We start from the raw sequence: 25,516 nt of genomic DNA, 5'->3' as shown, positions 1-25,516 counted from the left end.
ATGAAACAAATATTAAAACTATTTTTATTTTTACCACTATTTGTATTTGCAAATGAAACTGGTGGAACAAAATTTGAAGAACTAGATAAAAAAGAGATAGCAACTATAGAAATCTCTGCTTTTAGTGCTAGTGGAGATTTAGAGAGTTTAAGAAAATCACTAATAAAAGGTTTAAAAGCAGGACTTACTCAAAATGAAATCAAAGAAATTTTTGCACATTTATATGCTTATGTTGGATTTCCAAGAAGTTTAAATGCACAAAATATATTTATGAACTTAATAAATGAAAGAAAAAAAACTGGAATAGATGATATTGAAGGAAAAGTTGCAAGTTTAAATATCAGCTTTATAGCAGCAAGTATCTCATTTCTTATGGTATTTGCTGCTTCTGCTACACCAATACCTTTATATGACATTTATAGAATTGAAGAGCACTTAACATATAATGACTTAGCATTAACTGCAGTTGTTTACTTTATAGGTGCTATTACAGCCCTACTTTTCTTTGGAAGAATCTCAAACCACTTAGGAAGAAAACCAGTAGCTTTTATCATCTTTGCCTTAACTACAATTGCTACAATTATGCTTCTTGATGTAAACAGTGCTGAAATACTGATTTTTGCAAGACTTTTACTTGGACTTGCTTGTGGTTTAGCATCTAGTTCAATTACATCATATATCGTTGATAATGGAACTTCTTTACCCCAGTGGGTTCCTGCAGCAATAGTGAGTAACTCTCCAATGATTGGTCTAACAATTGGTGCTTTAATTTCTGGGTCATTAGTACAGTTTGCACCTTATCAAAGAGTTTTATGTTATGTTTTCATATTAGTAGTTTTAGCAATTTGTACTATTTTAATAGCTTACAGTGATGAAACAGTACAAAAAACTCCAGGATTATTAAAATCACTAAAACCAAAATTTTCACTACCTATAAAAGGCAAAAAGTTTTTTCCAATAGCAGCAGTTACTTTTGTATCAACTTGGGCTATGGGAGCATTTTATCAAGCATTTGGTCCATCAATAGCAGTTGACCAACTTGGAACTCACAATACACTTATAATAGCAATTTTATTTGGTTCATACCTTTTACCTAGTGCCATTGGAGGACCTATTAGTGCAAAATTAGAGCCTGCTGATGCTCAAAGAGTTGCTATGTTTTGTTTTAGTATTGGCGTTATGGGGATTATCTTTTCACTAAAGATATCTAGTTTATGGTTGTTTATACTTTCAAGTGCAGTTGCAGGAGCATCTCAAGGAGCAGTACTAACAGGAAGTATAAGATCAGTTATGAAAGATGTAACAATTCAAGAGAGAGCAGGAATATTATCACTTATTTATGCAACATCATACGCAGGTGCTGCGATTCCTAGTTTTATAGCAGGTCAAATGTCACATTATATGGATTTATTTCATGTATCGATATTTTATGGTGTTTTAGCAATAAGTGCATGTATACTAACTCTTATATTTGCTAGAAAACCAAAATTAGTAGAGGTTAATCATGAGTAAAAAAATTTTAAATATATTACTTTGCTTAATAACTCCAATTATATTATTAGCAAATGAAAAAGGAAACAAAATGAAAATAAGTGTAGAATCAAATGGTAAAATAATAGTTTTTGAACTAAATAATTCAGATGCTTCAAAAGAGCTTCTAAATCAATTACCATTAAAAATCAAAGTTGAAGATTATGCTTCAATGGAAAAGATATTTTATCCACCAAATAAACTATCAACTTCAAACACACCACTTGCAAATGCAAAAAAAGGAATACTAGCTTATTATGCACCTTGGGGTGATGTAGTTATGTTTTATAAAGATTTTGGAAGTGCTGGTGGTTTATATGAATTAGGTTTTGTAACTTCAGGTATTGATGATATTAAAACTTTAAGTGGAACTATTGAAATAACAAAGGTAGACTAAAAACTCAGTTTTTGTGGATATTGAATAATTTTTATAAGATATTAAGGATATTAGTTAATAGTCTAACAAAAATAATTATATCAAATATCAAAGAATAAGATAAAAAATATTATATATTGTAATCTATTATTTTATATTTTATTAAAATAAGCCTATTTATAGGACTTTGTCTAACTTGATATCATAACATTAAAAATGTATTACTATTAAGTAATTTTATGGGTAATTAATATATAATGTATTACTAATAAATAGTTAAGTGCAATCATATTATAGGATGGATTTATGTCAGAAGATGTTATAGAGTTTACTAGAAAAAAACCATTTAAAAAAATTAAAAATATAGGTGAAAGTGCATTTGGTAAAACAATTTTACTCAGAGATGAAACTATTGATGAAGATTTTGTATGTAAAAAATACTCCCCTTTTTCCGCTAAACTAAAAGAAGAATATTATAAAAACTTTAAGGATGAAATAAAACTCCTTCATATGCTTTATCATAAAAATGTAGTTAGAATATTCAATTATTATCTTAACTTTCGCACCTAAAACCAAGCAATTTTCCAGTCACATCTCTTAATAGATCAATGATAGCTGTAAAATCCTCATTTCTATTGACAACTTCTTCAATTTTTGCAATCTCATCTAAAATAGCTAAAAATGCTTGCATAGCTATTGCTAGAGTATGAAGTTCACATTCTAAATCTTTAAACAATCCACCAATTGTTTTAGGTTCATTGCTGATACGATTTATATAGCTAACAACATTGTATGTAAAAAAAGATAGTGTAATTCTGGCTATCAAAGCTTCATAGATTCGATTCTCTTCTTTTCCGAATCCAAAGTGTTCACGAAGTTCTTTATACCCTTGTTCTATATCCCATCGTCTTTTATAAATATCTATAATCTCTTCATCACTAAGTATAAGATTGGTTGATACGATTGGTATTAAATTCTCTTTTGTTTTTATAAAAACAATTTTTAATTTACCAGCTTTTTTATGTTCAACTATGGTTGAAAAATACTCAAACTTTATCTTTTTGCCATATTGACCCATCTTGATAGATTTAAGCTTTTTAAATTTGTTATAGATGCCATCAAGGGTCTTTTTCTCTCCTGTAAAATTCCATATCCTGTCATTGTTTACCATTCTTGAAATGACTTGCAATCCAAGTTCATTCATAGTTTCTATAAATACAGGTTTAGAATACCAGCTATCTACAAGCAGATAATCTGCATATATACCACTAGCTACTGCTCTTTTAATCATCTCTATAGCAATTTGTGATTTCCCTTTTAAGCTTTCCAATCTTCGCTTATGTGCATTGGTTCGATGATCAATAATATTTGTAAACTCTTCTATCTTTACCCTTGCATAACTGTTCATAGCAATTGCAAAGTCCAACATAAAATTTGAATAACCATCACTATAGTTTAGTGATACAACATTTACACCTCTGATTTTTCTCTTTGCTTTATTGCTCCAAAGGTTGTCACAACTTCCCTCTATATTTTTACCAACTTTATCTTCAACAGTATCATCAAGTATAAGAACTCTTACTAGCTTTGAATCTTGCACTTTATGAAGTAGTGATAAGATCTTTAAAGAACTAAGAGATAATAGTTTTCTCCAATTATAAGAAGTATTGGAAAGTAATCGATAATATACATCTTTTTTGAAACTATCATTACTTTGATCCATAAAGGTTGATATTTTTTTATTCATAACCAGCATATATACAAAATGTAATACAACCATATGAACAGCAACTCCCTCTTTTTTAGAAAAATTGCTCTTGGTTAAAATAGTTTTCATATTTAACAAACGTAATGTTTCATAGATTGGATTTTTTAACTTATCGTTTATAATACCGATGATCTTGGATTCTATCTGCATTCTTACCCTTTAATATAATAGATATTATAGCTAAAAGTGCCTATTTAAGGGCTTTATTGAGAGTTCAAAATAGAAAAATATCATAGAAAAACAACTAAATTATTTTTATGTCAACAAGGATAAGATTATTAACTAAAGGAGTAATGTTTTAGGGAGATTTAGCTACAATTTTAATCAATTTAACGTGCGAAAGTTAAGTTATTATCTTTATCCTGAATATTTTACAGGATATATTTTGATGGAATATATTCAAGGTGAAGATATTGAAAAATATATAGAGAAATCACCTGAACAAATTAATGATATTTTTCTTCAACTTATTAATGGTTTTAAATATTTGGAAGAACATAATATTTTACATAGAGATATGAGACCATACAATATAATGGTTGACAATAGTGGGTTGGTTAAAATTATAGATTTTGGATTTGGTAAAAAAGTTCATTTTGAAAAAGATTTTGACAAAAGTATAACTTTAAATTGGTGGTGTGAAACACCAAATGATTTTTTGAACAAAATATACAATTTTAAAACTGAAGTGTATTTCATTGGCAAATTAATTGAAAAAATTATATTAGAACAAAATATACAAGAATTTAAATTTAAAGAATTACTATCTGCTATGACATATAAAAATCCAGTTAATAGAATAGAGTCATTTAATAACTGTTATAAAAAAATATTGAATGAAAAAGCTTTAGATATAAATTTTAACGAATTTGAGATTCAACTTTACAGAGAGTTTTCAAATACCTTGTATAGTATTTTATCAACAATAGAATCTTCAACAAAATTTATTAATGATAATGACAAAATTTTAAGAAAGTTAGAACAATTATATAAGAATACAATGCTTGAGGAGTTTTTACCATCGCCTGTATTATTAAGTAGATGTTTTTTAGATGGAGAGTACACTTATAATAAACATTACAGCATAAAAGTAAATTTAATAAAAGATTTTATTAATCTTTTCAAAAGTTTATCAAAAAGTAAAAAAAATATTATTATAAATAACTTGGAAACTAAGTTAGAAGTTGTAGAACGTTATGATGGATTTGATGCTGATGATATTCCATTTTAATAGCAACACTTAACAAATCAGAGGAGCCAATAAATTACCCTGCGGGAAATTTATTGGCTCATTTTAAACGTTATCTTACATAAAAATATTTAGAAGGAAAAGAATTGAGTAATACAAAAAAAATGAGAAATAATTATATTTTTATAGATTTTGAAAATGTTCAACCTACATCTTTTGAGTTTCCAGAAGATTATCCTTTTAAAGTTATTGTTTTTATTGGAGCAAATCAAACAAAGATTCCTATTGAACTTGCTACATCAATGCAAAGTTTAGGAGATAAAGCTGAATATGTAGTAATAAGTGGTAATGGCAAAAATGCTTTAGACTTTCACATTACGTTTTACCTTGGTAAACTATATGAAAAAGACCCTAAAGGGTATTTTCATATAATCACTAAAGATACTGGTTTTGATGTACTAATTAAACATCTTAGAGAAAAAAAGACTTTAATAAATCGCTATGATGAGATTAGTGAAATTCCAGCTTTGAAACAATCAAACTGTGAAACATTATCTATTGATGAAAAAATAAAATTAATTGTTGACTATTTAATTAAAAGAGGAAATGCAAAGCCTAGAAAAGTTGAAACCCTATCAAATACTATAAACTCAATATGTGCAAGAAGTTTAAATAGTAATCAACTTGATGCTATCATTAAGGCAATGGTTAAAGAAAAGCTTATTGTCATTGATGGTGCTAAGATAACATATACACTAAAAGATAACAAGTACTAGGAGAGAAATAAGTTACCCTGCGGGCAAACTTATTTCTCAACTCAACCGTTATGTGAAACATACACAATTGACAAAATGAATAAATTTGAATACAATAGTATTTATAAATATTCAAAGGATATATTATGAAAACAGTAACTATGAGAATAGATGATTCAATTTACGATATGATAAAACTTGCAGCTGATGGTCAAAAAAGAAATCTTTCAAATTTTATAGAGTTTGCAACAATGCAATACTTGACATCTTCACAATTTGTAGAAAATGATGAAATGGCTGAAATAATGAATGATAAAGAGCTAGTAAAAAACCTTATGGATGGACTAGAAGATTTCAAAAAAGGTGACTATACAATTGTCTAAGTATCAAATTGCAGAAACTAAAACTTTTGAAAAAATTAAAAAAAAGATAGATAAAAAGCTCTATTCAAAAATTAAAAACTTTGTTTATCCCCAACTTAGAGAAAACCCTTTTTATGGAACAAACATTAAAAAGCTAAAAGATAATCTTGAAGGCTATTATAGATATAGAATTGGAAATTATAGACTTTTTTACCTTATCGAAGAGAATAAGCTTATTATTGCTGTTGTTGATTTTAAACACAGACAAAAAGCTTATGATTAACACATAACAAATTAGTGGAGCCCATAAATTACCCTGCGGGCAATTCATCGGCTCATTTTAAACGTTAAGTTGCTAAACCTCCCACTTTTAGAACACAAAATATTAAAACAAATTTTCTTAGTTCCACAAAGTGTTCAAAAATTATGAACAGTCTCTCAACTCTCATGAAAAGATGAATAGACTTTTTTAAGCAGTTTTAATAAAACTCTAGCTTCATCTTTTTCTAAATCTTTTGTAAGTTCTTTATTCATCTCTTTTGCACAAGATATTGCTTCATCAATTAGCTTTATTCCCTCACTTGTCAAAACCAAATGCTTTTTTCTTTTATCAGTGGGACTTGGAACTCTATTTAATAATCCCTTTCCTTCAAGTCTATCTATAAGTCTAGTAATACTTGCTTCATCACCATTTGTGTATCTTAAAATCTCTTTTTGAGTTGTTACATCATTTTTATATAAATTGATTAAAATACTAAATTGTAAATGAGTTAAATCATACTGTTTTAACTTCTCTTCCATACTTCTTTTCATATCTACAAAAATAGTATTAAAATAAAATCCTAAAGATTGGTATATATTAAATTTACTATTTTCCATATCTTACACCCACACTTTTGATATAAGTTCATAGGAATGTATTCTTTTTTTAGGGTCGTGAATCCAACAATTCATCATAATTTCATTTGCTCCAGTTCTCTCAATCAATAATTCTAATTTTTCTTTTACCATTTCAGGAGTTCCATATATAGACTCTCTTGTTTTATTTCTAATAGCTCTTTCTTCCCAAGGCTCCCAAATACTATCTATATCTTCAACTGGTTTTGAAATCAATCTTTCATCACCCCTTTGCATGTATAAAAATTTTAATAGCTCTGATGTTCTTAAAAACTCTGCTTCTTCTAAAGTTTGGGCACATATAGCATTTATACAAACTATCACATAAGGCTTTTCAAACTGTTTTGAAGGAACAAAATTACTTCTATATTCTTCAATTGCTGCACTCATAGCATCAGGTGCAAAATGTGAAGCAAAAGCAAATGGTAATCCTTTTTGTGCTGCTAAACTTGCACTAAAAGTACTAGAACCAAGTAACCAAATTGGTATTTCCATTCCATATCCAGGAACTGCTTTTATGGCATTTGGTCCACCTTCATTTGATAAATAATATTGTAAATGATTTAACATAACTGGAAAATCAGAACCATCATTTTTATCTCTTCGCAAGGCCATCATAGTTCTCTGGTCAGTTCCTGGAGCACGTCCAAGTCCTAAATCTATTCTATTTGGATATAAAGCTTCTAAAGTACCAAATTGCTCAGCTATGATTAGGGGTGCGTGATTTGGAAGCATGATTCCACCTGAACCTATTCTAATCTTTTTTGTATTTGCTCCAATATGACTTAAAACAACTGAAGTAGCTGCACTTGCAATACTTTTGAAGTTGTGATGTTCAGCTATCCAATATCTTTCATATCCGAAATCTTCAACTGCTTGAGCCAATTTTGTACTATTATTCATAGCATCACTAATTGAAAAGCCCTCACCTATTGGGACTAAATCAAGTACTGATAAAGGTATTCTTTCTTTCATATTATTAACCTTTTTTCTTTCTATTTGAAATTATACACAAAAATATTTTTATAAAAGTTAAACTACTTGTCTTTAACAAGTATTTAAGTTTAGAGTAATTATACTTGCATTTAACAAGTATTTTAACAATTAATATAAAAATAAAAAAAGGAATTAATATGTCAAAGAAAAATGTTCTAATCACAGGTGGAGCAAGAGGTATTGGTGCAGCAGTTGCAAAGAAGTTTCAATCTAAAAACTATAGAGTTTTTATAAATTATGTAAATAGTACAGAAGTTGCTGAAAATTTAGCAAAAGAGATAAACTTTGAAGGTGGTGAAGCTCATACTATTCAAGCAGATGTTAGAGATGAGTCACAAATTGAAGCTATGTTTGATAAAATTAAATCAGAGTTTGGAGGAGTTGATATTTTAGTATCAAATGCAAATATGAACTTCACTCCAAAACCATTTGTACAGCAAACTTGGGATGAGTTTTCTCAAAAATTAAATGATGAGATGAGAGCAGCTTATTTATGTGCTCAATATGCTGTAAACACTTCAATGATTGAGAAAAAATTTGGTAGATTAGTATTTATTTCAAGTACATTATCTGAAAGTCCACTTCCTAGTTTTATAGCTCATGGTAGTGCAAAAGGTGCAGTTGATTCATTTAATAAATACTTAGCACAAGAATTAGGAGCATATGGAATCACATCAAATGTTGTAGCTCCTGGACTTGTTTTAACAGATGCAACTGCACAGGCTCCTGATGAGTTCAAAGAGTTTATAAAATCAGTTACTCCAACTGGAAATATCTCAATGCCTCAAGATGTAGCAAATGCAGTATATATGTTAACACAAAATGAAAGTTCTCAACTTACAGGAACTTACTTACCAGTATGTGGAGGAGCATATTTAGCTTAATTCCTAAAATAGAATTTATCAAGATAACTTTTTGATAAATTCTATTTAAATATTTGTATAAATCAATAAATTAATCTTTAATTTCTACATTAAATTAAAAAAAATTACTCTATAATTATTCATGAAAAAAAGTATTATAGAAAATAGAGAAATTTTAAACTTAGAAGATGGAGTTCATGACACAAATCTAAAAAATATAAAAGTATTTAAAACTACAAAATATGAACCTAAAACCCCACTTATTTATGATGTATGTCTAATTCTTGTTTTACAAGGGAAAAAAATAGCAAATCTTTCAACTAATAGCTTTACATATGATTGTGATAATTATTTAGTAGTTCCTACTACTTTACCTTTAGAATGTGAAACCTATGCTTCAAAAGATGAACCATTTATTAGTTTACTTATATCTTTAGATAGAAAAATTATGTACGATATTATAGAAAAGCTTGATAGTAGAAATTTTAAACATAAACACAGTTCATTTGGTATATTCTCAGATAAAGTAACTCAAGATATTGAAGATACAACTGCAAAACTACTTGATATACTTGAATCAAAAGAAAAATCTATGATTTTATCAAATGGAATTTTAACTGAACTTTTTTATAAAATTGCAATTGGAGAAAATGCAAAGATTCTTCATAAAATGTTTTTAGAAGAAAATAATGAATCAAAAATTGCCAATGCACTTAAAATGATTCATGACAATTATAAAGAAAATCATGATATGGAAACATTATCAAGAACATGTGGTATGAGTGTATCATCTTTTCATACACATTTTAAAAAAATCACTACCTTTACTCCTTTACAATATATTAAAAAAATTAGATTAACTAAAGCAAAAGAACTATTAACAAAACATGATTATAGAGTTGTGGATGTTGTTGAAGAATTAGGTTATGATAACCCTTCACATTTTAGTAGAGATTTTAAAAGTTATTTTGGATTTTCACCAAAAGAGGCAAAAGCCTCTTGTTAGTGTAGTGTAAGTTAAAACTTACGCTGCAATAGATCTGTTAATAATTTTTTCAACCTTATCTAATGTAACAGTTCCATTTTCTCCAATTTCTAAATAACCGTGAGATTTAAATGCATTATGTACATTTTCAACAACTTTATCATCAATTTCATAAGCAGTTAATTTAGTTGGTACACCAACAGATTCAAATACTTCTTCAATTTTCTTGATAATAGCTTCGTTATCATTTTCAATTCCGAATACATTTTTACCAAATTGTGCTAATTTGTCTTGTTTCTCATCAATCATTTCTCTGATTAAGTGAGGTAAAATTACTGCTAAAGATCTAGCATGGTCTAATCCGTAGAATGCAGTTAATTCATGTCCAATAATATGAGTTGACCAGTCTTGACAAACACCATTTGCTAATTGGAAATTAAGTGCTTGATTACAAATGTGCATTAAGTTTTCTTGCCACCATAATGTTCTTCTTTCATCCCATTTCTGAGCTAAGATTACTAAACCTTTATATAAAGTTTCAGCATAACCATCATTTACAAGTAAATCATTAGTTTTTGTTAAGTATTGCTCTGAAATATGAACAAAGGCATCTACTAAACCATTTCCTAGTTGTCTATCAGATAAAGTTCCCATAAATGACGGGTCTAATACTGCAAATTGAGGGTAAGAGTGGTCTGAGAAATACATTCTTTTTTCATCAGTTGATTTTCTTGATACAACTGTTAAGTTATTTGATTCTGAACCAGTTGCTGCTAAAGTTAATACAACTGCTAATGGAAGTGCTTCTTGAACTTCAGCTGTTCCATCTAAGAAATCCCATCCGTCACCATCATATAAAGATGCTGCTGCAAGGTATTTTGAACCATCAATAACAGAACCATCACCAACTGCAAGAATATAGTTTACACCTTGAGCTTTTACAAGTTCAACTGCTTTGTTCATAGTTTCAACTGTTGGATTTGCTTCAACTCCACCAAACTCTAACCATTCGTGATCTTTTAAAGCTTCTGTAACTTGGTCATAAGCTCCATTGTTTTTAACTGAACCACCACCATAAACTACTAATACTTTTTTGTCTTTAGGGATTAGGTTTGAAATCTCTTTGATTTTACCTTTTCCAAATTCTATACCTGTTGGATTATGAAAAGAAAATTCCATTTGCGTCCTTTTTAAATTAAATTTGTGAAGGTATTATAAAGATAATCAAAAAATCTTTGAATACCAATTTCTACAAATTTTATACCAAATACTACAAATGAATAAAATTAATATTTTAGAGAATTATGCAAAAGATACAGAGTATCTTTCTAACACTTTTTTTCAAACTAATTTATAATAAAAATTAAAATAAAGGATTAAAAATGAATAATACAATAAAAACAAAAGCTTATGCAGCGTTTGACGAATCAGGAGAAATTAAACCTTGGGAATTTGAAAGAAGACCTGTTGGAGATGATGATGTTTTAATTGAAATCAAAGCAGCAAGTATTTGTCACTCAGATATTCACCAAGAAAAAGGGCATTGGGGTAAACAACAATATCCTCAAGTTCCAGGTCATGAAATAGCAGGAATTGTAACACAAGTTGGAAAAAACGTTACAAAATTTAAAGTTGGTGATAAAGCCGGAGTTGGGTGTATGGTAAATGGTTGTACAACTTGTGAAAATGAAGAACAATATCATCCTGATACAAAATTTACTTATGGTTATGCAGAAGAAAAAGAACCAACGGGGATTACTCAAGGTGGATACTCAACACATATTGTTGTAAGAGATCACTTTGCAGTTCATTTACCTGATGGTGTAAGTTTTGAAAAAGCAGCACCCCTACTTTGTGCAGGAATTACAACTTATTCTCCACTTATAAAAGCAGATATTAAAAAAGGTGACAAAGTTGGTGTTGCTGGAATTGGTGGTTTAGGTCATATGGCTGTTAAAATTGCTGTATCAAAAGGTGCTGAAGTTTATGCCTTTACTACAAGTGCTGAAAAGAAAGAAGATATCAAAGGTTTTGGTGCAAAAGAAGTTATTGTAGTTGAAGATCCAAAAGCTTTATATGCTCATTCACAAACTTTAGATTATATGATTAGTACAATTCCTTATCAATTTGAAATTGCACCTTATGTTGCTACTGTTAAACCTGATGGTTATTTTACATTTGTTGGTATGCCAGTAGGATTTGAAATCACATTAAGCAATATAGGATTAGCAGCAAGTAGAGTTAACTTTAATGCTTCATTGATTGGTGGTATGAAAGAGACTCAAGAGATGGTTGATTATTGTGTTGCAAATGATGTATTACCAGAAATTCAAATGATTAAGGCAAGCGAGATTACTGAAGCTTGGAAAAAAGTTGAAGAGAAAAAAGCAAGATATAGATATGTTATTGATACATCAACAATATAAAGGTTTATAAAATAATATGTCAAAAATATTTATAACTGGTTCATCTGATGGTATTGGATTACAAACAGCTAAAGAGTTAATTAAATTAGGGCATGAAGTTGTACTTCATGCTAGAAATGAAAAAAAAGTAATAGAGTTAAAATCATATTTAAAAAATACAAATAAAATATTAGTTGGTGATTTAACAAGTATCTATGAAACAAAACAATTAGCAAATGAAATTAACTCTTTAGGTATCTTTGATACGATAATTCATAATGCAGGTGTATTTAAAAATGATAAATCAGAGATATTTAAAGTAAATGTATTAGCACCATATATTTTGACAGCTTGTGTAAAAAAACCAAAAAAAATCATCTATATTGGTTCAAATATGCACCCACAAGGCGTAGTTGATTTAGATAACCTATCAATAGAAAATGGAGTTGATTATTCAACTTCTAAACTTCTATTATCTATTTTTAGTTTAGCCCTATCAAAAAAGTGGAAAAATGTGTTAGTTAACACTGTAGATCCAGGATGGGTAAAAACTAAAATGGCAAATTATGAAGCACCAGATAGTTTAGAAGATGGTAGTAATACACAAGTTTGGCTAACTTCTCATAAGAGTTTTAAAGATACAGGAAAATATTTTCATCACTTAAAAGAGATAAGATATTGTGATATAGTATATGATGAAGAGATACAAAAAAGTTTAATTGAAAAAATTGAAAAAATTACAAACATATATATTTAAATTAAACAAAAAAAGAGTTTGATATGAAAAAGATTTTAGTTTTAATAACATTGATTGGAGTAGTGATGATTGGGTGTTCTTATAAAAATGAAAAAAAATATAATAGTGACTACTTTCAAGATGGAAAATTTAAAAATCCTGAAGCAAATATGGATTCTAGTTTTAGTGGTTTTCTTTCAAATGTTTGGAAATTTGTTAGTGAAAAAGTAGATGACCAAGTACCTAGTGAAAATGAAATTCCTATTAAAAAATTAACAAAAGATGATATAGCAAGTATGCCCAATAATAGTGTAACAAGACTTGGTCACTCTACACTTCTTTTAAAAATAGATGATAAACTAATTCTTACAGACCCAGTATTATCAGCTCAAATTACACCCTTCCCTATTTTTGCACCAAAAAGTTTTCATAAATATCCAATAGATACAGATGATTTACCTTTTATTGATGCAGTAATAATCTCTCACAATCACTATGACCACTTAGATGAGCCAACACTTTTAAAGCTAAAAGATAAAGTTGGAACTTTTTATACAACAATTGGAATAAAAGAACATCTAATCTCTTTAGGTATTGATACTATGAAAATCTATGAATTAGACTGGTATCAATCAATAACTAATAAAACTATAAAACTAACAGCAACTCCTGCTCAACACTTCTCAGGTCGTGGGCTTTTTGATAAAAATAAAACCTTATGGTCATCTTGGGTTATAAAAGGTTCTAATATAAATCTATATTTTAGTGGTGACACTGGATATTTTTCTGGCTTTAAAGAAATTTCAAAAAGATATGGACCTTTTGATATGACTTTTTTAGAAGCTGGTGCTTATAATAAAAGTTGGAAAGAGATTCATATGATGCCCTCTCAAACTATTCAAGCACATATTGATTTAAATGGGAAACTTCTATTTCCTATACATAATAGTACATTCAAGCTTTCAATGCACCCTTGGTATGAACCTTTAGAAAAGGTGACTACACTTGCCCAAGAAAAGGGGCTAAATGTAATTCATCCTATCATGGGAGAAATAATTCCTTTGGATAGATTTTATCCAACTTCTAGATGGTGGAAAGAATAAAAAATATAAATTTGGAGTATTAGGCAAGTCAAATAGATAAACATGCTATTCATATTTATTTAAAACTAGTATACTTATAATGAATATAATTTTCATTATAGGAGCAAATATGAATACGATTTTTATAGATAATAAGAAATATGAATTAAAAGAAATTCCAGAAGACACACCTGTTTTATGGGTTTTAAGAGACTACTTAGACCTAACTGGAACAAAATTTGGATGTGGTGTTGGTATGTGCGGGGCATGTACTGTTTTACTTGATAATAGTGCAATTAGAAGTTGTTCTACTCCAATTAGCCAAGCTTATGGCAAAAAAATCACTACAATTGAAAACAAAGAAGATAAAGAGTTAAACTCACTTAGAGTTGCATGGAAAACTCACGATGTTGCCCAATGTGGATACTGTCAACCAGGTCAACTTATGAATGCTACAAGCTTATTAAAATCAAATGCAAAACCATCAAAAGAAGAAATTATCACTTCAATGGATGGAAATGTTTGTAGATGTGGTACTTACAACAAAATACTTACAGCAATCTCAGCAGTAGCGAAAGGATAAAAAATGAGTTTAAATAGAAGAGAATTTATAAAGAACACTTCATTAGTTAGTTCAGCTTTTATCATAGGATTTAACCTTCCTACAAAAGGTATGGCTGCAAAAGTAGAAAAGAAAAGTGAAGTAATTGAACCAAATGCTTTTATCAAAATTGATAAAGATAATACTGTTACATTTATCCTTGGACAAGTAGAGATGGGACAAGGAACTTATTCAACTATGGCTATGTGTATAGCTGATGAATTAGATGCTAAATGGGATGAAATCATTTTTGAACCAGCACCAATTAAAGCTGTGTATAATATCCCTGGAATGCCTATGATGTTAACGGGTGGTTCTATGAGTATTAAAACTCAACAGCAAAGAGTTAGAACTGTTGGTGCATCATTAAAACTAATGCTTAAAAAAGCAGCAGCTAAAAAATGGCAAGTAAGAGTTTATGATTTAGAAACAAAAGATTCTTATGTAATCAATAAAAGAACAAAAGAGAAACTTTCTTATGGTAGTTTAGTTGATGATATTAAAAAAATACAAATACCAACTGATGTAACTTTAAAAAAACCAAGTGAGTATACTTTAATTGGTAAGCCAATGAAAAGACATCCTATTGAAGTTGAAGAAAAACTTACTGGTAAAGGTATATTTGGTATTGATGTTAGACTTCCAGATATGAAATATGCAGCACTTATTCACCCAAAAGTATTTGGTGCAACAATCAAAAGCTATGATGACAGCGAAGCTAAAAAAATGCCAGGTATTGTAAAAATCAAACAACTACCAAACAATAAAATCGCAATTATCGCTGATAAATGGTACCAAGCAAAACAAGCTATAGAAAAAGTAAAAGTTGATTGGGATTTAGGTGAGTTTGCAAAAGTTAGTAGTGCTGATTTAGAAAAAGAATACATCGCCCAATATGACAAAGATATGAAAGTTATGAGAAGTGATGGAGATACTAAAAAAGCATTTGATAGTGCATATAAAATCGAAGAAGCAAACTATTACTTCCCATTTTTAGCTCACTCTCCAATGGAACCTGAAAACTGTACAATCTTCCATAAAGGTGATAAAGCTTATATGAGTGTTGGTGGTCAACTACAAACTTTATATAGAGGAACTTGTGCACAAATTTTAGGAGTGGATCCAGAAAATATTGAGTACTACACAAACTACTTAGGTGGAAGTTTTGGTAGAAGATCAACTCCAAACTCTGATTTTATCATCGATGCAGCATATATTGCAAAAGATGAGGGTTATCCAATTATGATGTTATGGACAAGAGAAGATGATGTAAAAGGTGGAAGTTATAGACCTCTTACAATTAGTAATGCAAAAATTGCCGTTGATAAAGAAGGTAATATAACAGCACTTAAAACAAATCTAGTAAACCAATCTTTAACTCAAGGAACTCCTTTTGAAGCATTTATGTTCAAAGATGGAATTGATGCACTTCAAAGAGAAGGATTAGATAATCATCCTTATACTATTGGAAGTCACGACTTAAAATCTTTTTGTCCTCAAAGTCCAGTTACAGTTGACTGGTTAAGATCTGTTGGTCATACAACTTCTGCTCCTATTGTAGAAAATATTATTGACCAAGCTGCAGTTGCAGTTGGTATGGACCCACTTGATTTTAGAATCAAAAACTTAGAAAACCCAAGATTTGTAAATCTACTTAAAAATGTAGCAAAACAATCTAACTGGTATAAAAGAGAAAAAAATAGTGGTTATGGTGTAGCAATTGCTGAATCATTTGGAAGTATTGTAGCAATGGTTGTAAAAGTAAAAGTTACTGATAATGACTACAAAGTTGAACATGTTTGGTCTGCTGTTGATTGTGGATATGCATTTAACCCATTAAATGTAGAAAACCAAATCGAAAGTGCAGTTAACTTTACAATTGGATATACAAAATACAGTGAAATTACATTTACAAATGGTGCAGTTGATCAAAACAATTTCTATGACTATACAGTAAATAGAATCTCTGATGCGCCTGAAAGTATAAATGTAGAAATCATAAATTCTGGCGAAAAACTAGGTGGTATTGGTGAAGTTGGTGTTCCTCCAATGTTTGCAGGTATCATGAATGCACTTTATGATGCAACAGGAAAAAGGCACACAAGATTTCCTATTAAACTTGGATAATAAATGTTTAGAAATAAACAGTATCAAAAGTTTTTAGAAAAATCTAAAAATGAAAAGCTTGATATTGTAGTGACAAGTGTTATTGAAACACTTGGCTCTACATTTACCAAGTCAGGAAATATAATGCTGGTAAATTCAAAAGGTGAATTTACTGGTGTTTTAGGTAGTAATTTTTTACAAAATAAGGTATTAGAAAGTTCAAAACTTGCACTAAAAACTAGAACAATTCAAAAGTTTAATTCAATAGCAAAAGATCCAACTAGTGGTCATGGTAATAGTAAATATCAAAGCAAACCGTTTTTTTATAGAGACAATTATAAAGAAATTGAAGATTATATTATAGCTCCATATTCACTTTTAATTTTTGGAAGTGGTGCACATGTAAGTCCATTAATTTCTATGGCTAATATGATGGGTTGGAAAACTACTGTAATCGATTTGAAGCTAAAAGATGAGTATACTATTAATGCAGATGAAACTATTGAGTTAGAGAGTTTAGATGATATTTTATCAATGGATTTAAGTTCTTATGATAGTTCAGTAATATTAAGTCATAACCCAAAAACAGATGATACATATTTAAAAGCATTACTTCAAACAAAAATGCACTATATAGGACTTATGGGAAATAAGAAAAATATGCAAAGAAAAAAAGAACAATTTGGTTTAGAAAATAGTGATAGATTTTTTGCACCAGTTGGCTTAAATATAGGGAGTTACACTCCACAATCAATAGCACTATCAATTTGTGCACAAATTGAGTCAAGGAAAAATGGTAAGATTTAATGGAAAATAAAAAAGAGTTAGCAATCATTATTTTAGCAGCTGGTAAGTCTTCAAGACTTGGTTTAATCACAAAACAACTTCTAAAATACAACGGTGTTACTCTTTTAAAAAGAGCTTGTAAAAAAGCTCTACAAATTACAAATGATGTCTTTGTAGTTCTTGGTCATGAAAAAGAAAAGTGCGAAAAAGAGATAAAAGATTTAGATTTAAATATCCTTTTTAATAAAGATTATGGAAAAGGAATTGGTAGTTCCATTTCATATGGAATAAAACATACAAACGATTATAAAAATACTCTTATTATGCTTTGTGACCAACCATTTATCAATAAAAAGCACTTAATAAATCTAAAAAACAATATTGATAATCAAACTATAATAGCTACAAAATATGAAAATGCTAGTAGTTCAACAGTTCCAGCAATATTTCCTAAAAAATATTATAAAAAACTATCAAAACTAAATGAAGATAAAGGTGCAAAATCTATGATGAAAAATGAAGTATGTATCAATATCAAACTTGAAAAAAGTAGATCAATTGATATTGATACACGTGAAGATATTAAAACTTATTTAGATTTATAAATCTTTCATTTCTTCATAAATATCTTTTAAAGCTGCCAAAAAATATGGATGATGATTTGGAGTTTTCGCAACTCTATAATCTTCTATTCCTAACTCATCTGCTACTTCTTTATACTCAATATCAAGTTCAAACTCTGTTTCTGAATTATCAACAGTAAATGAGATTGGATAGATAATAACTTTGTCTTTAATCTCTTTTAACTTATCTTCCATGTATGGTCTTAACCACTCCAATGGTCCAAGTCTTGATTGATAAGCTACATGAATTTTTTTAAATTTTATCCCCTGCTCTTCAAGCTCTTTTTTTGCACACTCAACATTTGCCAAAATGTGTTTTTGGTACAAGTCACCTTTATCAATAGTTCTTTGTGTCAATCCATGAGCTGAAAAAACTAACTCAAACTCTTTTGAATCATCACCTTGTAAAGCCTCTTTTATTCGCTCAACTATTGTTTTATTGTAAAGTTTATTATCATAATATTTATCAATAGTTTTTATCTTATTAGTATCTATTCCCATTTTCTTAGCATTCTTTATTAAATCTTCCCATGAAGATTTTGTAGTTGTACTTGAGTAGTGGGGATACATAGGAATAGCGTAAATTTCATCATAGTCTTTTACTTTTTGTAATACCTCAGAAGCAAAAGGTGGTGTATATCTCATCTCATGGAAAACATCTGCATCAACTATTTTATTTAATCTTCTAACCAATCTTTTTGTATGTCCAACAATAGGAGACATTCCTCCTAGCTCTTTATAATTACCCTTTGCTTCATCAATTCTTTTAAAAATAATAAATTTAGCAATCATAGCTCTAATTGGTTGTGGTGCACCTATAATATATTTATCATTAAACATATTATGTAAAAATACTTTCACTTCGTCCAAATTATTAGGTCCACCCATATTCATAAGTATTATTGCTCTTTTCAATTTAATCCTTTTTCTAATATCTCTTTTGTTATTTTATGCCTAAAATCAAACATTTTTTGTAAATCTTTTGCAATAAATGGATTAAACAATTTACCAAAATTGCCAAAAGGTAATTCATAAGTTATTACATCTTTTAGTTCACATCTATCTTTGTGTTGTATAAATATATGTTTATGTTCCCAATATTTAAAAGGGGACTTTAAAGCGATGTCAACTAAAAGGTTAGGTTCATCAATTTTTTCTATTTTTACTTTCCAATACATTGGTATAAAATATTTCGTGCTTTTTATCTCTAAAGTTTCTGACTGCTTAGGTTTGAAATCTTTGGTGATTAGGGTTACTTTTGTGTCGTTAGGAGTTATATGCTTAAGATTATTCACATCCAAATGAAAATCAAAAAGGGTTTGTATATTGCATTTTATATATGAACTTTTTATAAATGTTTGCATCTTATCCTCGCACGAAATATTCTATACTGAATGTATCTTACGAGAATAATTGTTTTTTTAATAGTGCTTTTTTGTAGGTTTATAAACTTCTTCTTTCTAAATACTCTCTAAACTCTTTAGCTCCATCTTTAGAACTAGTTACAATTTCACTAATCCCGTCAAAAGAGATTTGAAGTTTTGATTGTTCAACACTTTTCATAGATTTGATTTTATCTACATTTACTATATATGATCTATGAACTCTAAAGAAATTTTTATTTTGTAAAAGGGTTTCTAAATCCCCTATTTTTCGTCTTACATAAGCATCAGCATCTTTTATTTTTATAATAACTTCATCCAAATCTGCTTTTATATAAAAAATATCATCTAAATCAATTAAGTATAATTTATCACCTCTTTTACCTAATATTTTTTTAGTTTCAGCTTCATCACTAGCTTGATAATTTTTGATTTTTTCTAAAACTGCTTTTAAATCATCACTTTCAAATGGTTTTACTAAATATCCAATACCACCTTTTTTAAATGCTTCCAATGCATACTGTTCGTAAGCTGTCTGAAAAACTATGAAAGTTTTAGGTTCAAGTTGCATTATAGAATCAGCTAGTTCAAGTCCAGTCATATCAGGCATAGAAATATCTAAAAAAACAGCATCGTATTTTGATTTTGTTAACTCTTTTAATGCAATTAAAGGATTATCAAATGAAGTAATATCTTTAACACCTAAATCATTTAAAAGCCTTGTCAATCTACTTATTGCTAAACTCTCATCATCTACTATTAATACTTTCATTATTTGCCTTTTTTTAATTTGATTATAAACTTCATTCTATCATCTTTTACATCATAAGTAAGTCTTCCAATACTTTGAATATCTAATCTTTTGTCCAAATTTGATAAACCTGTACCATAATTAATATTGTGACTTATCTTACCATCATTACTAACTTCAATTATTTCATCATAGGCTTTTATATCTATATTTAAATCAACTGTTTTATAACCATGTTTAATGGCATTTTCCACAAGTAATTGAATAGAAAATTTTGGGATTAAAACTGCTTTCATATTCTCTTCAACAGTTGTCGTCAATTTTATTCTATTATTGAACCTTATATTTTCAATATTTACGTATGTATTAACCATAGAGAGTTCTGTTTCAATAGATACAAGACTATCTTTATTTATAGCATTTCTTAAAAATTTAGATATATGTAAGACTGCTTTTTCTGCTTTTTCTTGATCTACATATATTAATTCACTAACAGAGTTTAATGCATTAAATAAAAAATGAGGATTTAATTCATTTTCCAAAGCTTTTAATTTTGTTTCTAAAATTTCTGTTTTAATTGATTCATTTTTATATTTCATTGAAATAAATTGATGTAAAATCAATCCAACTAAAAAAGTTAAAAATCCTATAGTTACAGCAATATAAAACCAATAATTATTTATATATTTTACAATTACAAAATCTGTATAAGAAAAAATTGCAAATGAAAATAAAAAACCAAAAAATCCTGATGAAAATGAAAATATAAAGCTAACTATATACCAAAATTTTTGATTAACTTTTGGAAGAATCATATTATTTGAAAGTGATATTAGTAAAGATGCAAACAAAGAGATGGTTACAGCTGTAGAAATACTAAAAATAATTGTACTTGACTCTTGTAAATCTTTATTTAAAAAATAAAAAAACAGTGATATAAAAAAACCAAAAAAAGCTCCAATAATAATTATATATAACCAATCTTTTATTGTGACTTTTAGTTCAACACTTTGCATATAGTTCCTTGTTTTCATATTTTATTATATAAAACTTTAAAATATCTTCGTATCAATTATATGTTAACTAATATATTATCTCATCTAGTATGAAATATTGATTTAATCTATTTTCTAGTAGTATTAAATACTTGATAAAAAAGGTTTACAATGAAAAAAATATTTTTATTACTATTGAGTTCCATTTTCGCATTTGCAGATTTAAAAGGAATAAATCCAACACAATTACAAGAGATGATAGATAAAAACATAACAGTAATAGATATCAGAACTCCACCTGAATGGAATGGGATAGGTACGATTCCAACAAGTAAAAAAATCATGTTTTTTGATATAAAAGGTAATTACGATATTCAAAAATGGCTAAATGATTTTTCAACTTATGTAAAAGATAAAGACCAAGCTTTTGTACTAGTATGTAGATCAGGAAATCGAACTGGTACAGTTGGAAATTTTTTATCTAAAAAATTAGGCTATAAAAATGTTTATCACCTACAAGATGGTATAAAATCATGGATTAAAGAAGGCAAAGAAGTAATTAAGTAGTAGAACTACTTAGAATTTAGTTCTTTGTTTAAAACATCAACACCTAAAGCAACACCAGGCCAACCTTGGCCTGCAAATACAGTATCACCTACGTTATATAGACCTTCAAAAGGTGTTTTACAACTAGGTAAACTAAATGCACTTTTTATATTTATTGGTTTTCCACCACAGTTTGAACGACTTATATACCTATAAAAAGTCTTTGAAGTAGCACTAAAACACTCTATTATATTTTCACTTTTTATATCATCAAAATATTTTAAAAACTCATCCATAATATACTGTTGAGTTTGAAGCTTTTTATTTTCATATTCATCTTTAGATAAACCTTCCCAATATACAGCTTTAGTATGCGTTGAAATAGTTAAACTTAAACCATCTTTTGATAAAACTTCATCATCTTCATGACTAAAAGATATAAAAAAAGAGTTTGAAATACAGTTTGGTAAATCTTTTTTTAAAACCATTTGATAGTGATGAACAAACTCTTTTTTGATATTTAGTTTTACATAGACTACAAAAGCACTTTGGTCACCAAATTTAAACTGTTGAAAATATGATTTTATATCATCATTTAAAAACAGTCTACTACTATCAAATATAGTTGAATTTAATATGACTTTATTAGCTAAATATTCGCCTTTTGAAGTTATAAGATGATATTTATTTGAGTTTTTTTCTATTGAGATTATCTCTTCATTTTTTCTTACTTCTACATCTTTTAGAATATCTTCTATTAGCTTTCCCATGCCACCATTTGCATAAAATACTTTATGAAAAGGGTAAGCAAGCCCTAAACTCATAGATAATAAAGTTGCATTTTTAGAAGTTGTTTGTAAAGTAATAAGTAATTGCGAATCTATAAAAGCCTTATACTCTTTAGAAATATTTGGTAAAGTTGATTTGATAAAACCCTCAGCACTTATAAATAAATCAGTATTAAACTCTTTTAAAAGCTCAGCTATGAAAACTGCTGATTTTGCAAAAGATTTAAAAGAATACTTAGCAAAATATAAGTGTTTTAAAGACCAAAACTTTTCATCAATCTCTTTTATTCTTCTCCAAAATACTCTATTATTTGGGTGGTAATAGTTTTCATTTATCTGTTTTAAAAACATTTCAAAGTTTTGGATTCTATCAACTTTCTTGCTTCCTTGAATATTTCTAATAGCAATATCACTTTGAACAATATCCGGTTTTAATCCTATTTTATCAAACATTTTTTTGATTAAATGATTATCTTCATATCCTACAAAAGTAGTAGCTCCTGTATTAAATCTATGTCCAAATCTTTTGAAAGTACTTGCACAACCTCCAAGATTATGATCTTTTTCAAAAAGAATTAAATCTTTATCTTTATTTAGTGCTGATATTAGGCTTCCACCTATTCCACTTCCAACTACTGCTATATCAACTTTTCTCATAACTACTCTTTTGAATTTGCTCTTTTAAACTCTTTTATTGCTCTATCTCTTGAGTAGGAAATAGAAACTATACTTAAAGGGTAATCTACAAATAAGTTAGATTGAACTCCTCCTTCAGTATGAATAAGTTTATTTTCAATATCTTTTAACTGTGGTATAACTTTTTTGATAAATATTGCTTCTTTATCAAATTTTGCTGATTGTAAATATGGATTAAAAATCCTAAAATAAGGCACACTATCTGCACCAGTACTAGCTGCCCACTGCCAAGAACCTATATTTGAACTTGCTTCATAATCAAGTAATTTAGAAGCAAAATACCTCTCACCCCATTTCCAATCTATAAGTAAGTTTTTCGTTAGATATGAAGATACAATCATTCTTAATCTATTATGCATAGTTCCTGTTTGATTAAAGTATCTCATAGAAGCATCAATTATAGGAACACCCGTATTTCCTTCACACCAAGCTTTAAATTCATTCTCATCATTTCGCCAATTTATTTTTATACCATTGAAATTTTGAGTTTCACTTTTTGGGAAATGAAATAAAATATAGTTATAAAATTCTCTCCAAAATAACTCTCTAATGTAGAAATCTTTTTGACCTTGAGGTGCTCTTAATTTTTTTATTTTATTAAAAACTTGTCTTGGACTAATAAGTCCAAATCTTAAGTGCACTGCTAAATTTGATGTTCCATCTTTATAAAAAACATCTCTTGCTTCTTGATAATCACTAATTTTTTGTGAAAAATCAAAAATAAGCTCATCAGCACTTTTGTTTAAAAACTCAGGTAATCCCTGTTTTTCAAATCCCATCTCTTCTAAAGTAGGAATAGTTTCATAATCAAACTCTATCTTCTTTAAATTCTTTGGAGTTTCAAACTCTTGCAAGGCTTCACTTTCCCAAATATAATTAAGTGATTTGTAAAATGGAGTAAAAACCTTATATGGTGTTTTATCTTTTTTTGTATGAGTATGAGGCTTTAAAATAAACGAATCTAAAAATCTTCTCATAGATACAATTTGTTCTATTTGATTATCTCTTCTAATACTATATTGCTCATAATCAATACTTGCTAATACCTCATCAAATCCATCTTTTTGCAAACTTTTAAATACTTCAACTGGAGTTGAATAAAAAATCGCTAAATCAAGACCAATATCTTTTAATTCTTTTTTTAGTTTTAAAACACTTTGATAAATAAAAGTTACTCTTTTATCATCTTTTGATAGTTTTTCTAAGATATCCTTATCAAAAATAAATATAGGCAATACCTCATCTTTGGCATTTGCCAATATTTCACTATCATTAACTCTTAAGTCTCTTCTAAACCAAAGTATCTGTTTCATTTTATTTGTACGCTCTTACATCACTTCTAAGTGCTAATTCTTTTGGATAAGGATTTAAAAACTTTTGAGCTTTTAAATACTGTACATCAAATCTCTTAGCATATAAGTTAATTATCTTCATAACAGCAATAAGAGGTATGATTTTCTGTTTATACTCTTCAAGAGTTGATAATACATGCTCTTTTTCATCAGGTGTAATATCTCTTTTAAAGTATCCATATATATGTAAAAGTACATTATATGTCTTTTTAACACTACCTTTTAGATTTATAGCTTTTAAAAACTCTTCTTTATAGTTTTTTAATACTAACTCTAAACTCTTTTTATCATGGTTAGCAACAATATTTCCTAATGTCTTATAAGCACTCTCTGCTTTTGCATAAATTAAATACTTATAAGATGTATGAAACACTACTAAATCATTAAAAGTTGGATTTGATTTTAAAAATTTTTGTAAGTCACCATATGCAAAAGTTTGCATTAAAAAGTTTTCTCTAAGCCAAGGGTCATTTAATCTACCCTCTTCTTCCATTGGTAAATATGGATATCTCTTTTTTAATTCAGCTGCAAATAATCCTACACCTTTTTTCTCACTTGGTGCATTTAAAGGTTTATATACCTTAACTCTTTCTAATCCACAAGTAGGAGATGCTGATTTAAGTATAAATCCACATAACTCATCTTCACCTGCTTCTTGTGCAGTTTGTGAAGATATATCTTTTAACTCATCAGTTACTACCTTTGCTTCTTTATTAGAAGTAACAACTTTTACAACACCCTGCTCATCTTCAACTAATCTTATAGCCTCTCTTGGACTTCCCCAAATAGTTGTTTCAGGACAATAAGGGATTAGTTCAAAATATTTTGACAGAATATTTGCAATAAACTTATCATTTGCATTCATTCCGTCATATCTAACTTTATTTCCTATTAGACACGAAGATACTCCTATTCTCATAATAAACCCTTTTTTCTTTTATTTTAT

The 25,516-nt window shown here is 28.3% G+C and carries 28 protein-coding genes; 17 read left to right on the top strand and 11 right to left on the bottom strand.

Annotated elements, in window-relative coordinates; genetic code table 11:
• From APAC_RS06745 to APAC_RS06735, 3 genes are all read left to right on the top strand, one after another.
• Nucleotides 1–1,512 (top strand): MFS transporter, encoded by a 1,512-nt coding sequence (locus tag APAC_RS06745; protein ID WP_188353793.1) that lies wholly within the window; start codon nucleotides 1–3, stop codon nucleotides 1,510–1,512.
• A 70-nt stretch (nucleotides 1,513–1,582) separates the two neighbouring features.
• Nucleotides 1,583–1,927: a cyclophilin-like fold protein gene (locus APAC_RS06740; RefSeq protein ID WP_130233382.1), complete on the top strand. Its 345-nt coding sequence runs from the start codon at nucleotides 1,583–1,585 to the stop codon at nucleotides 1,925–1,927.
• A 285-nt stretch (nucleotides 1,928–2,212) separates the two neighbouring features.
• On the top strand, nucleotides 2,213–2,476 hold the full coding sequence (locus APAC_RS06735; RefSeq protein WP_130233381.1) for a protein kinase family protein: 264 nt from the start codon (nucleotides 2,213–2,215) through the stop codon (nucleotides 2,474–2,476).
• Here APAC_RS06735 and APAC_RS06730 read toward each other — a convergent pair.
• Nucleotides 2,460–3,824 carry an IS4 family transposase gene (locus APAC_RS06730; protein WP_130232179.1) on the bottom strand — a complete coding sequence of 455 codons (1,365 nt, stop codon included), beginning with the start codon at nucleotides 3,822–3,824 and terminating at the stop codon, nucleotides 2,460–2,462. The genes APAC_RS06735 and APAC_RS06730 overlap by 17 nt on opposite strands.
• Nucleotides 3,825–4,008: 184 nt before the next feature.
• Here APAC_RS06730 and APAC_RS06725 point away from each other — a divergent pair, with 184 nt between their 5' ends.
• The 4 genes from APAC_RS06725 (at nucleotide 4,009) to APAC_RS06710 (ending at nucleotide 6,263) form a co-directional block, all read left to right on the top strand.
• Complete coding sequence (locus tag APAC_RS06725) at nucleotides 4,009–4,905, top strand: protein kinase family protein (RefSeq protein WP_266095884.1); 897 nt, start codon at nucleotides 4,009–4,011, stop codon at nucleotides 4,903–4,905.
• A gap of 104 nt (nucleotides 4,906–5,009) precedes the next feature.
• Nucleotides 5,010–5,639 carry a PIN domain-containing protein gene (locus tag APAC_RS06720; RefSeq protein WP_196781799.1) on the top strand — a complete coding sequence of 210 codons (630 nt, stop codon included), beginning with the start codon at nucleotides 5,010–5,012 and terminating at the stop codon, nucleotides 5,637–5,639.
• 125 nt (nucleotides 5,640–5,764) lie between these two features.
• Nucleotides 5,765–6,001 (top strand): CopG family transcriptional regulator, encoded by a 237-nt coding sequence (locus APAC_RS06715; protein WP_130233379.1) that lies wholly within the window; start codon nucleotides 5,765–5,767, stop codon nucleotides 5,999–6,001.
• Nucleotides 5,994–6,263: a type II toxin-antitoxin system RelE family toxin gene (locus APAC_RS06710; RefSeq protein ID WP_130233378.1), complete on the top strand. Its 270-nt coding sequence runs from the start codon at nucleotides 5,994–5,996 to the stop codon at nucleotides 6,261–6,263. The genes APAC_RS06715 and APAC_RS06710 overlap by 8 nt, the downstream gene beginning before the upstream one ends.
• 155 nt (nucleotides 6,264–6,418) lie before the next feature.
• On the opposite strand, the gene APAC_RS06705 is transcribed toward APAC_RS06710, so the two are convergent.
• Together APAC_RS06705 and APAC_RS06700 are read right to left on the bottom strand one after the other, a co-directional pair.
• Complete coding sequence (locus APAC_RS06705) at nucleotides 6,419–6,859, bottom strand: MarR family winged helix-turn-helix transcriptional regulator (protein WP_130233377.1); 441 nt, start codon at nucleotides 6,857–6,859, stop codon at nucleotides 6,419–6,421.
• A 3-nt stretch (nucleotides 6,860–6,862) separates the two neighbouring features.
• Nucleotides 6,863–7,852 (bottom strand): LLM class flavin-dependent oxidoreductase, encoded by a 990-nt coding sequence (locus tag APAC_RS06700; protein ID WP_130233376.1) that lies wholly within the window; start codon nucleotides 7,850–7,852, stop codon nucleotides 6,863–6,865.
• A 158-nt stretch (nucleotides 7,853–8,010) separates the two neighbouring features.
• Between APAC_RS06700 and APAC_RS06695 the strand changes: the two genes are divergently transcribed.
• A complete protein-coding gene (locus APAC_RS06695) occupies nucleotides 8,011–8,757 on the top strand; it encodes an SDR family oxidoreductase (RefSeq protein WP_130233375.1) in 747 nt (248 codons plus the stop codon).
• A gap of 121 nt (nucleotides 8,758–8,878) precedes the next feature.
• The gene (locus APAC_RS06690) at nucleotides 8,879–9,742 is read left to right on the top strand and encodes an AraC family transcriptional regulator (protein ID WP_130233374.1); all 864 of its coding nucleotides are present in this window, start codon (nucleotides 8,879–8,881) and stop codon (nucleotides 9,740–9,742) included.
• Between the two features lie 18 nt (nucleotides 9,743–9,760).
• On the opposite strand, the gene APAC_RS06685 is transcribed toward APAC_RS06690, so the two are convergent.
• The gene (locus APAC_RS06685) at nucleotides 9,761–10,900 is read right to left on the bottom strand and encodes an iron-containing alcohol dehydrogenase (protein ID WP_130233373.1); all 1,140 of its coding nucleotides are present in this window, start codon (nucleotides 10,898–10,900) and stop codon (nucleotides 9,761–9,763) included.
• Between the two features lie 203 nt (nucleotides 10,901–11,103).
• Here APAC_RS06685 and APAC_RS06680 point away from each other — a divergent pair, with 203 nt between their 5' ends.
• From APAC_RS06680 to APAC_RS06650, 7 genes are all read left to right on the top strand, one after another.
• Entirely contained in the window at nucleotides 11,104–12,147 is a 1,044-nt protein-coding gene (locus APAC_RS06680; protein ID WP_130233372.1) for an NAD(P)-dependent alcohol dehydrogenase, read from the top strand.
• A gap of 16 nt (nucleotides 12,148–12,163) precedes the next feature.
• The gene (locus APAC_RS06675; protein ID WP_130233371.1) at nucleotides 12,164–12,883 is read left to right on the top strand and encodes an SDR family NAD(P)-dependent oxidoreductase; all 720 of its coding nucleotides are present in this window, start codon (nucleotides 12,164–12,166) and stop codon (nucleotides 12,881–12,883) included.
• A 23-nt stretch (nucleotides 12,884–12,906) separates the two neighbouring features.
• On the top strand, nucleotides 12,907–13,965 hold the full coding sequence (locus tag APAC_RS06670) for an MBL fold metallo-hydrolase (protein ID WP_130233370.1): 1,059 nt from the start codon (nucleotides 12,907–12,909) through the stop codon (nucleotides 13,963–13,965).
• Between the two features lie 109 nt (nucleotides 13,966–14,074).
• On the top strand, nucleotides 14,075–14,527 hold the full coding sequence (locus tag APAC_RS06665; RefSeq protein WP_130233369.1) for a (2Fe-2S)-binding protein: 453 nt from the start codon (nucleotides 14,075–14,077) through the stop codon (nucleotides 14,525–14,527).
• A 3-nt stretch (nucleotides 14,528–14,530) separates the two neighbouring features.
• A complete protein-coding gene (locus tag APAC_RS06660) occupies nucleotides 14,531–16,672 on the top strand; it encodes a xanthine dehydrogenase family protein molybdopterin-binding subunit (RefSeq protein WP_130233368.1) in 2,142 nt (713 codons plus the stop codon).
• A gap of 3 nt (nucleotides 16,673–16,675) precedes the next feature.
• Nucleotides 16,676–17,458, top strand: coding sequence for an XdhC family protein (locus tag APAC_RS06655; protein ID WP_130233367.1), 783 nt, complete (start codon nucleotides 16,676–16,678; stop codon nucleotides 17,456–17,458).
• Nucleotides 17,458–18,042: a nucleotidyltransferase family protein gene (locus APAC_RS06650; protein WP_130233366.1), complete on the top strand. Its 585-nt coding sequence runs from the start codon at nucleotides 17,458–17,460 to the stop codon at nucleotides 18,040–18,042. Before APAC_RS06655 ends, APAC_RS06650 begins: the two co-directional genes overlap by 1 nt.
• Here the strand turns inward: APAC_RS06650 and hemH are convergent.
• From hemH to APAC_RS06630, 4 genes are all read right to left on the bottom strand, one after another.
• Nucleotides 18,037–18,975 carry a ferrochelatase gene (gene hemH, locus APAC_RS06645; RefSeq protein ID WP_130233365.1) on the bottom strand — a complete coding sequence of 313 codons (939 nt, stop codon included), beginning with the start codon at nucleotides 18,973–18,975 and terminating at the stop codon, nucleotides 18,037–18,039. The genes APAC_RS06650 and hemH overlap by 6 nt on opposite strands.
• A complete protein-coding gene (locus APAC_RS06640) occupies nucleotides 18,972–19,424 on the bottom strand; it encodes an SRPBCC family protein (RefSeq protein WP_130233364.1) in 453 nt (150 codons plus the stop codon). Before APAC_RS06640 ends, hemH begins: the two co-directional genes overlap by 4 nt.
• A gap of 79 nt (nucleotides 19,425–19,503) precedes the next feature.
• Nucleotides 19,504–20,214: a LytR/AlgR family response regulator transcription factor gene (locus APAC_RS06635; RefSeq protein WP_130233363.1), complete on the bottom strand. Its 711-nt coding sequence runs from the start codon at nucleotides 20,212–20,214 to the stop codon at nucleotides 19,504–19,506.
• On the bottom strand, nucleotides 20,214–21,209 hold the full coding sequence (locus tag APAC_RS06630) for a sensor histidine kinase (RefSeq protein WP_130233362.1): 996 nt from the start codon (nucleotides 21,207–21,209) through the stop codon (nucleotides 20,214–20,216). The genes APAC_RS06635 and APAC_RS06630 overlap by 1 nt, the downstream gene beginning before the upstream one ends.
• Before the next feature lie 150 nt (nucleotides 21,210–21,359).
• On the opposite strand from APAC_RS06630, the gene APAC_RS06625 reads away from it, so the two are divergent.
• Nucleotides 21,360–21,755 carry a rhodanese-like domain-containing protein gene (locus APAC_RS06625; protein WP_130233361.1) on the top strand — a complete coding sequence of 132 codons (396 nt, stop codon included), beginning with the start codon at nucleotides 21,360–21,362 and terminating at the stop codon, nucleotides 21,753–21,755.
• 5 nt (nucleotides 21,756–21,760) lie between these two features.
• Here APAC_RS06625 and APAC_RS06620 read toward each other — a convergent pair whose 3' ends face one another.
• The 3 genes from APAC_RS06620 to APAC_RS06610 are packed head-to-tail and all read right to left on the bottom strand — an operon-like array spanning nucleotide 21,761 to nucleotide 25,489.
• Nucleotides 21,761–23,179 (bottom strand): phytoene desaturase family protein, encoded by a 1,419-nt coding sequence (locus APAC_RS06620; protein ID WP_130233360.1) that lies wholly within the window; start codon nucleotides 23,177–23,179, stop codon nucleotides 21,761–21,763.
• Between the two features lie 2 nt (nucleotides 23,180–23,181).
• The gene (locus APAC_RS06615) at nucleotides 23,182–24,531 is read right to left on the bottom strand and encodes a cryptochrome/photolyase family protein (protein WP_130233359.1); all 1,350 of its coding nucleotides are present in this window, start codon (nucleotides 24,529–24,531) and stop codon (nucleotides 23,182–23,184) included.
• A 1-nt stretch (nucleotide 24,532) separates the two neighbouring features.
• On the bottom strand, nucleotides 24,533–25,489 hold the full coding sequence (locus tag APAC_RS06610; RefSeq protein WP_130233358.1) for a YbgA family protein: 957 nt from the start codon (nucleotides 25,487–25,489) through the stop codon (nucleotides 24,533–24,535).
• Between the last annotated feature and the right edge of the window lie 27 nt (nucleotides 25,490–25,516).

This window comes from Malaciobacter pacificus (assembly GCF_004214795.1).
Taxonomy (GTDB): domain Bacteria; phylum Campylobacterota; class Campylobacteria; order Campylobacterales; family Arcobacteraceae; genus Malaciobacter_A; species Malaciobacter_A pacificus.
Note: the sequence above shows the minus strand (reverse complement) of the source record. Positions and strands in the feature narration are given on the sequence as shown.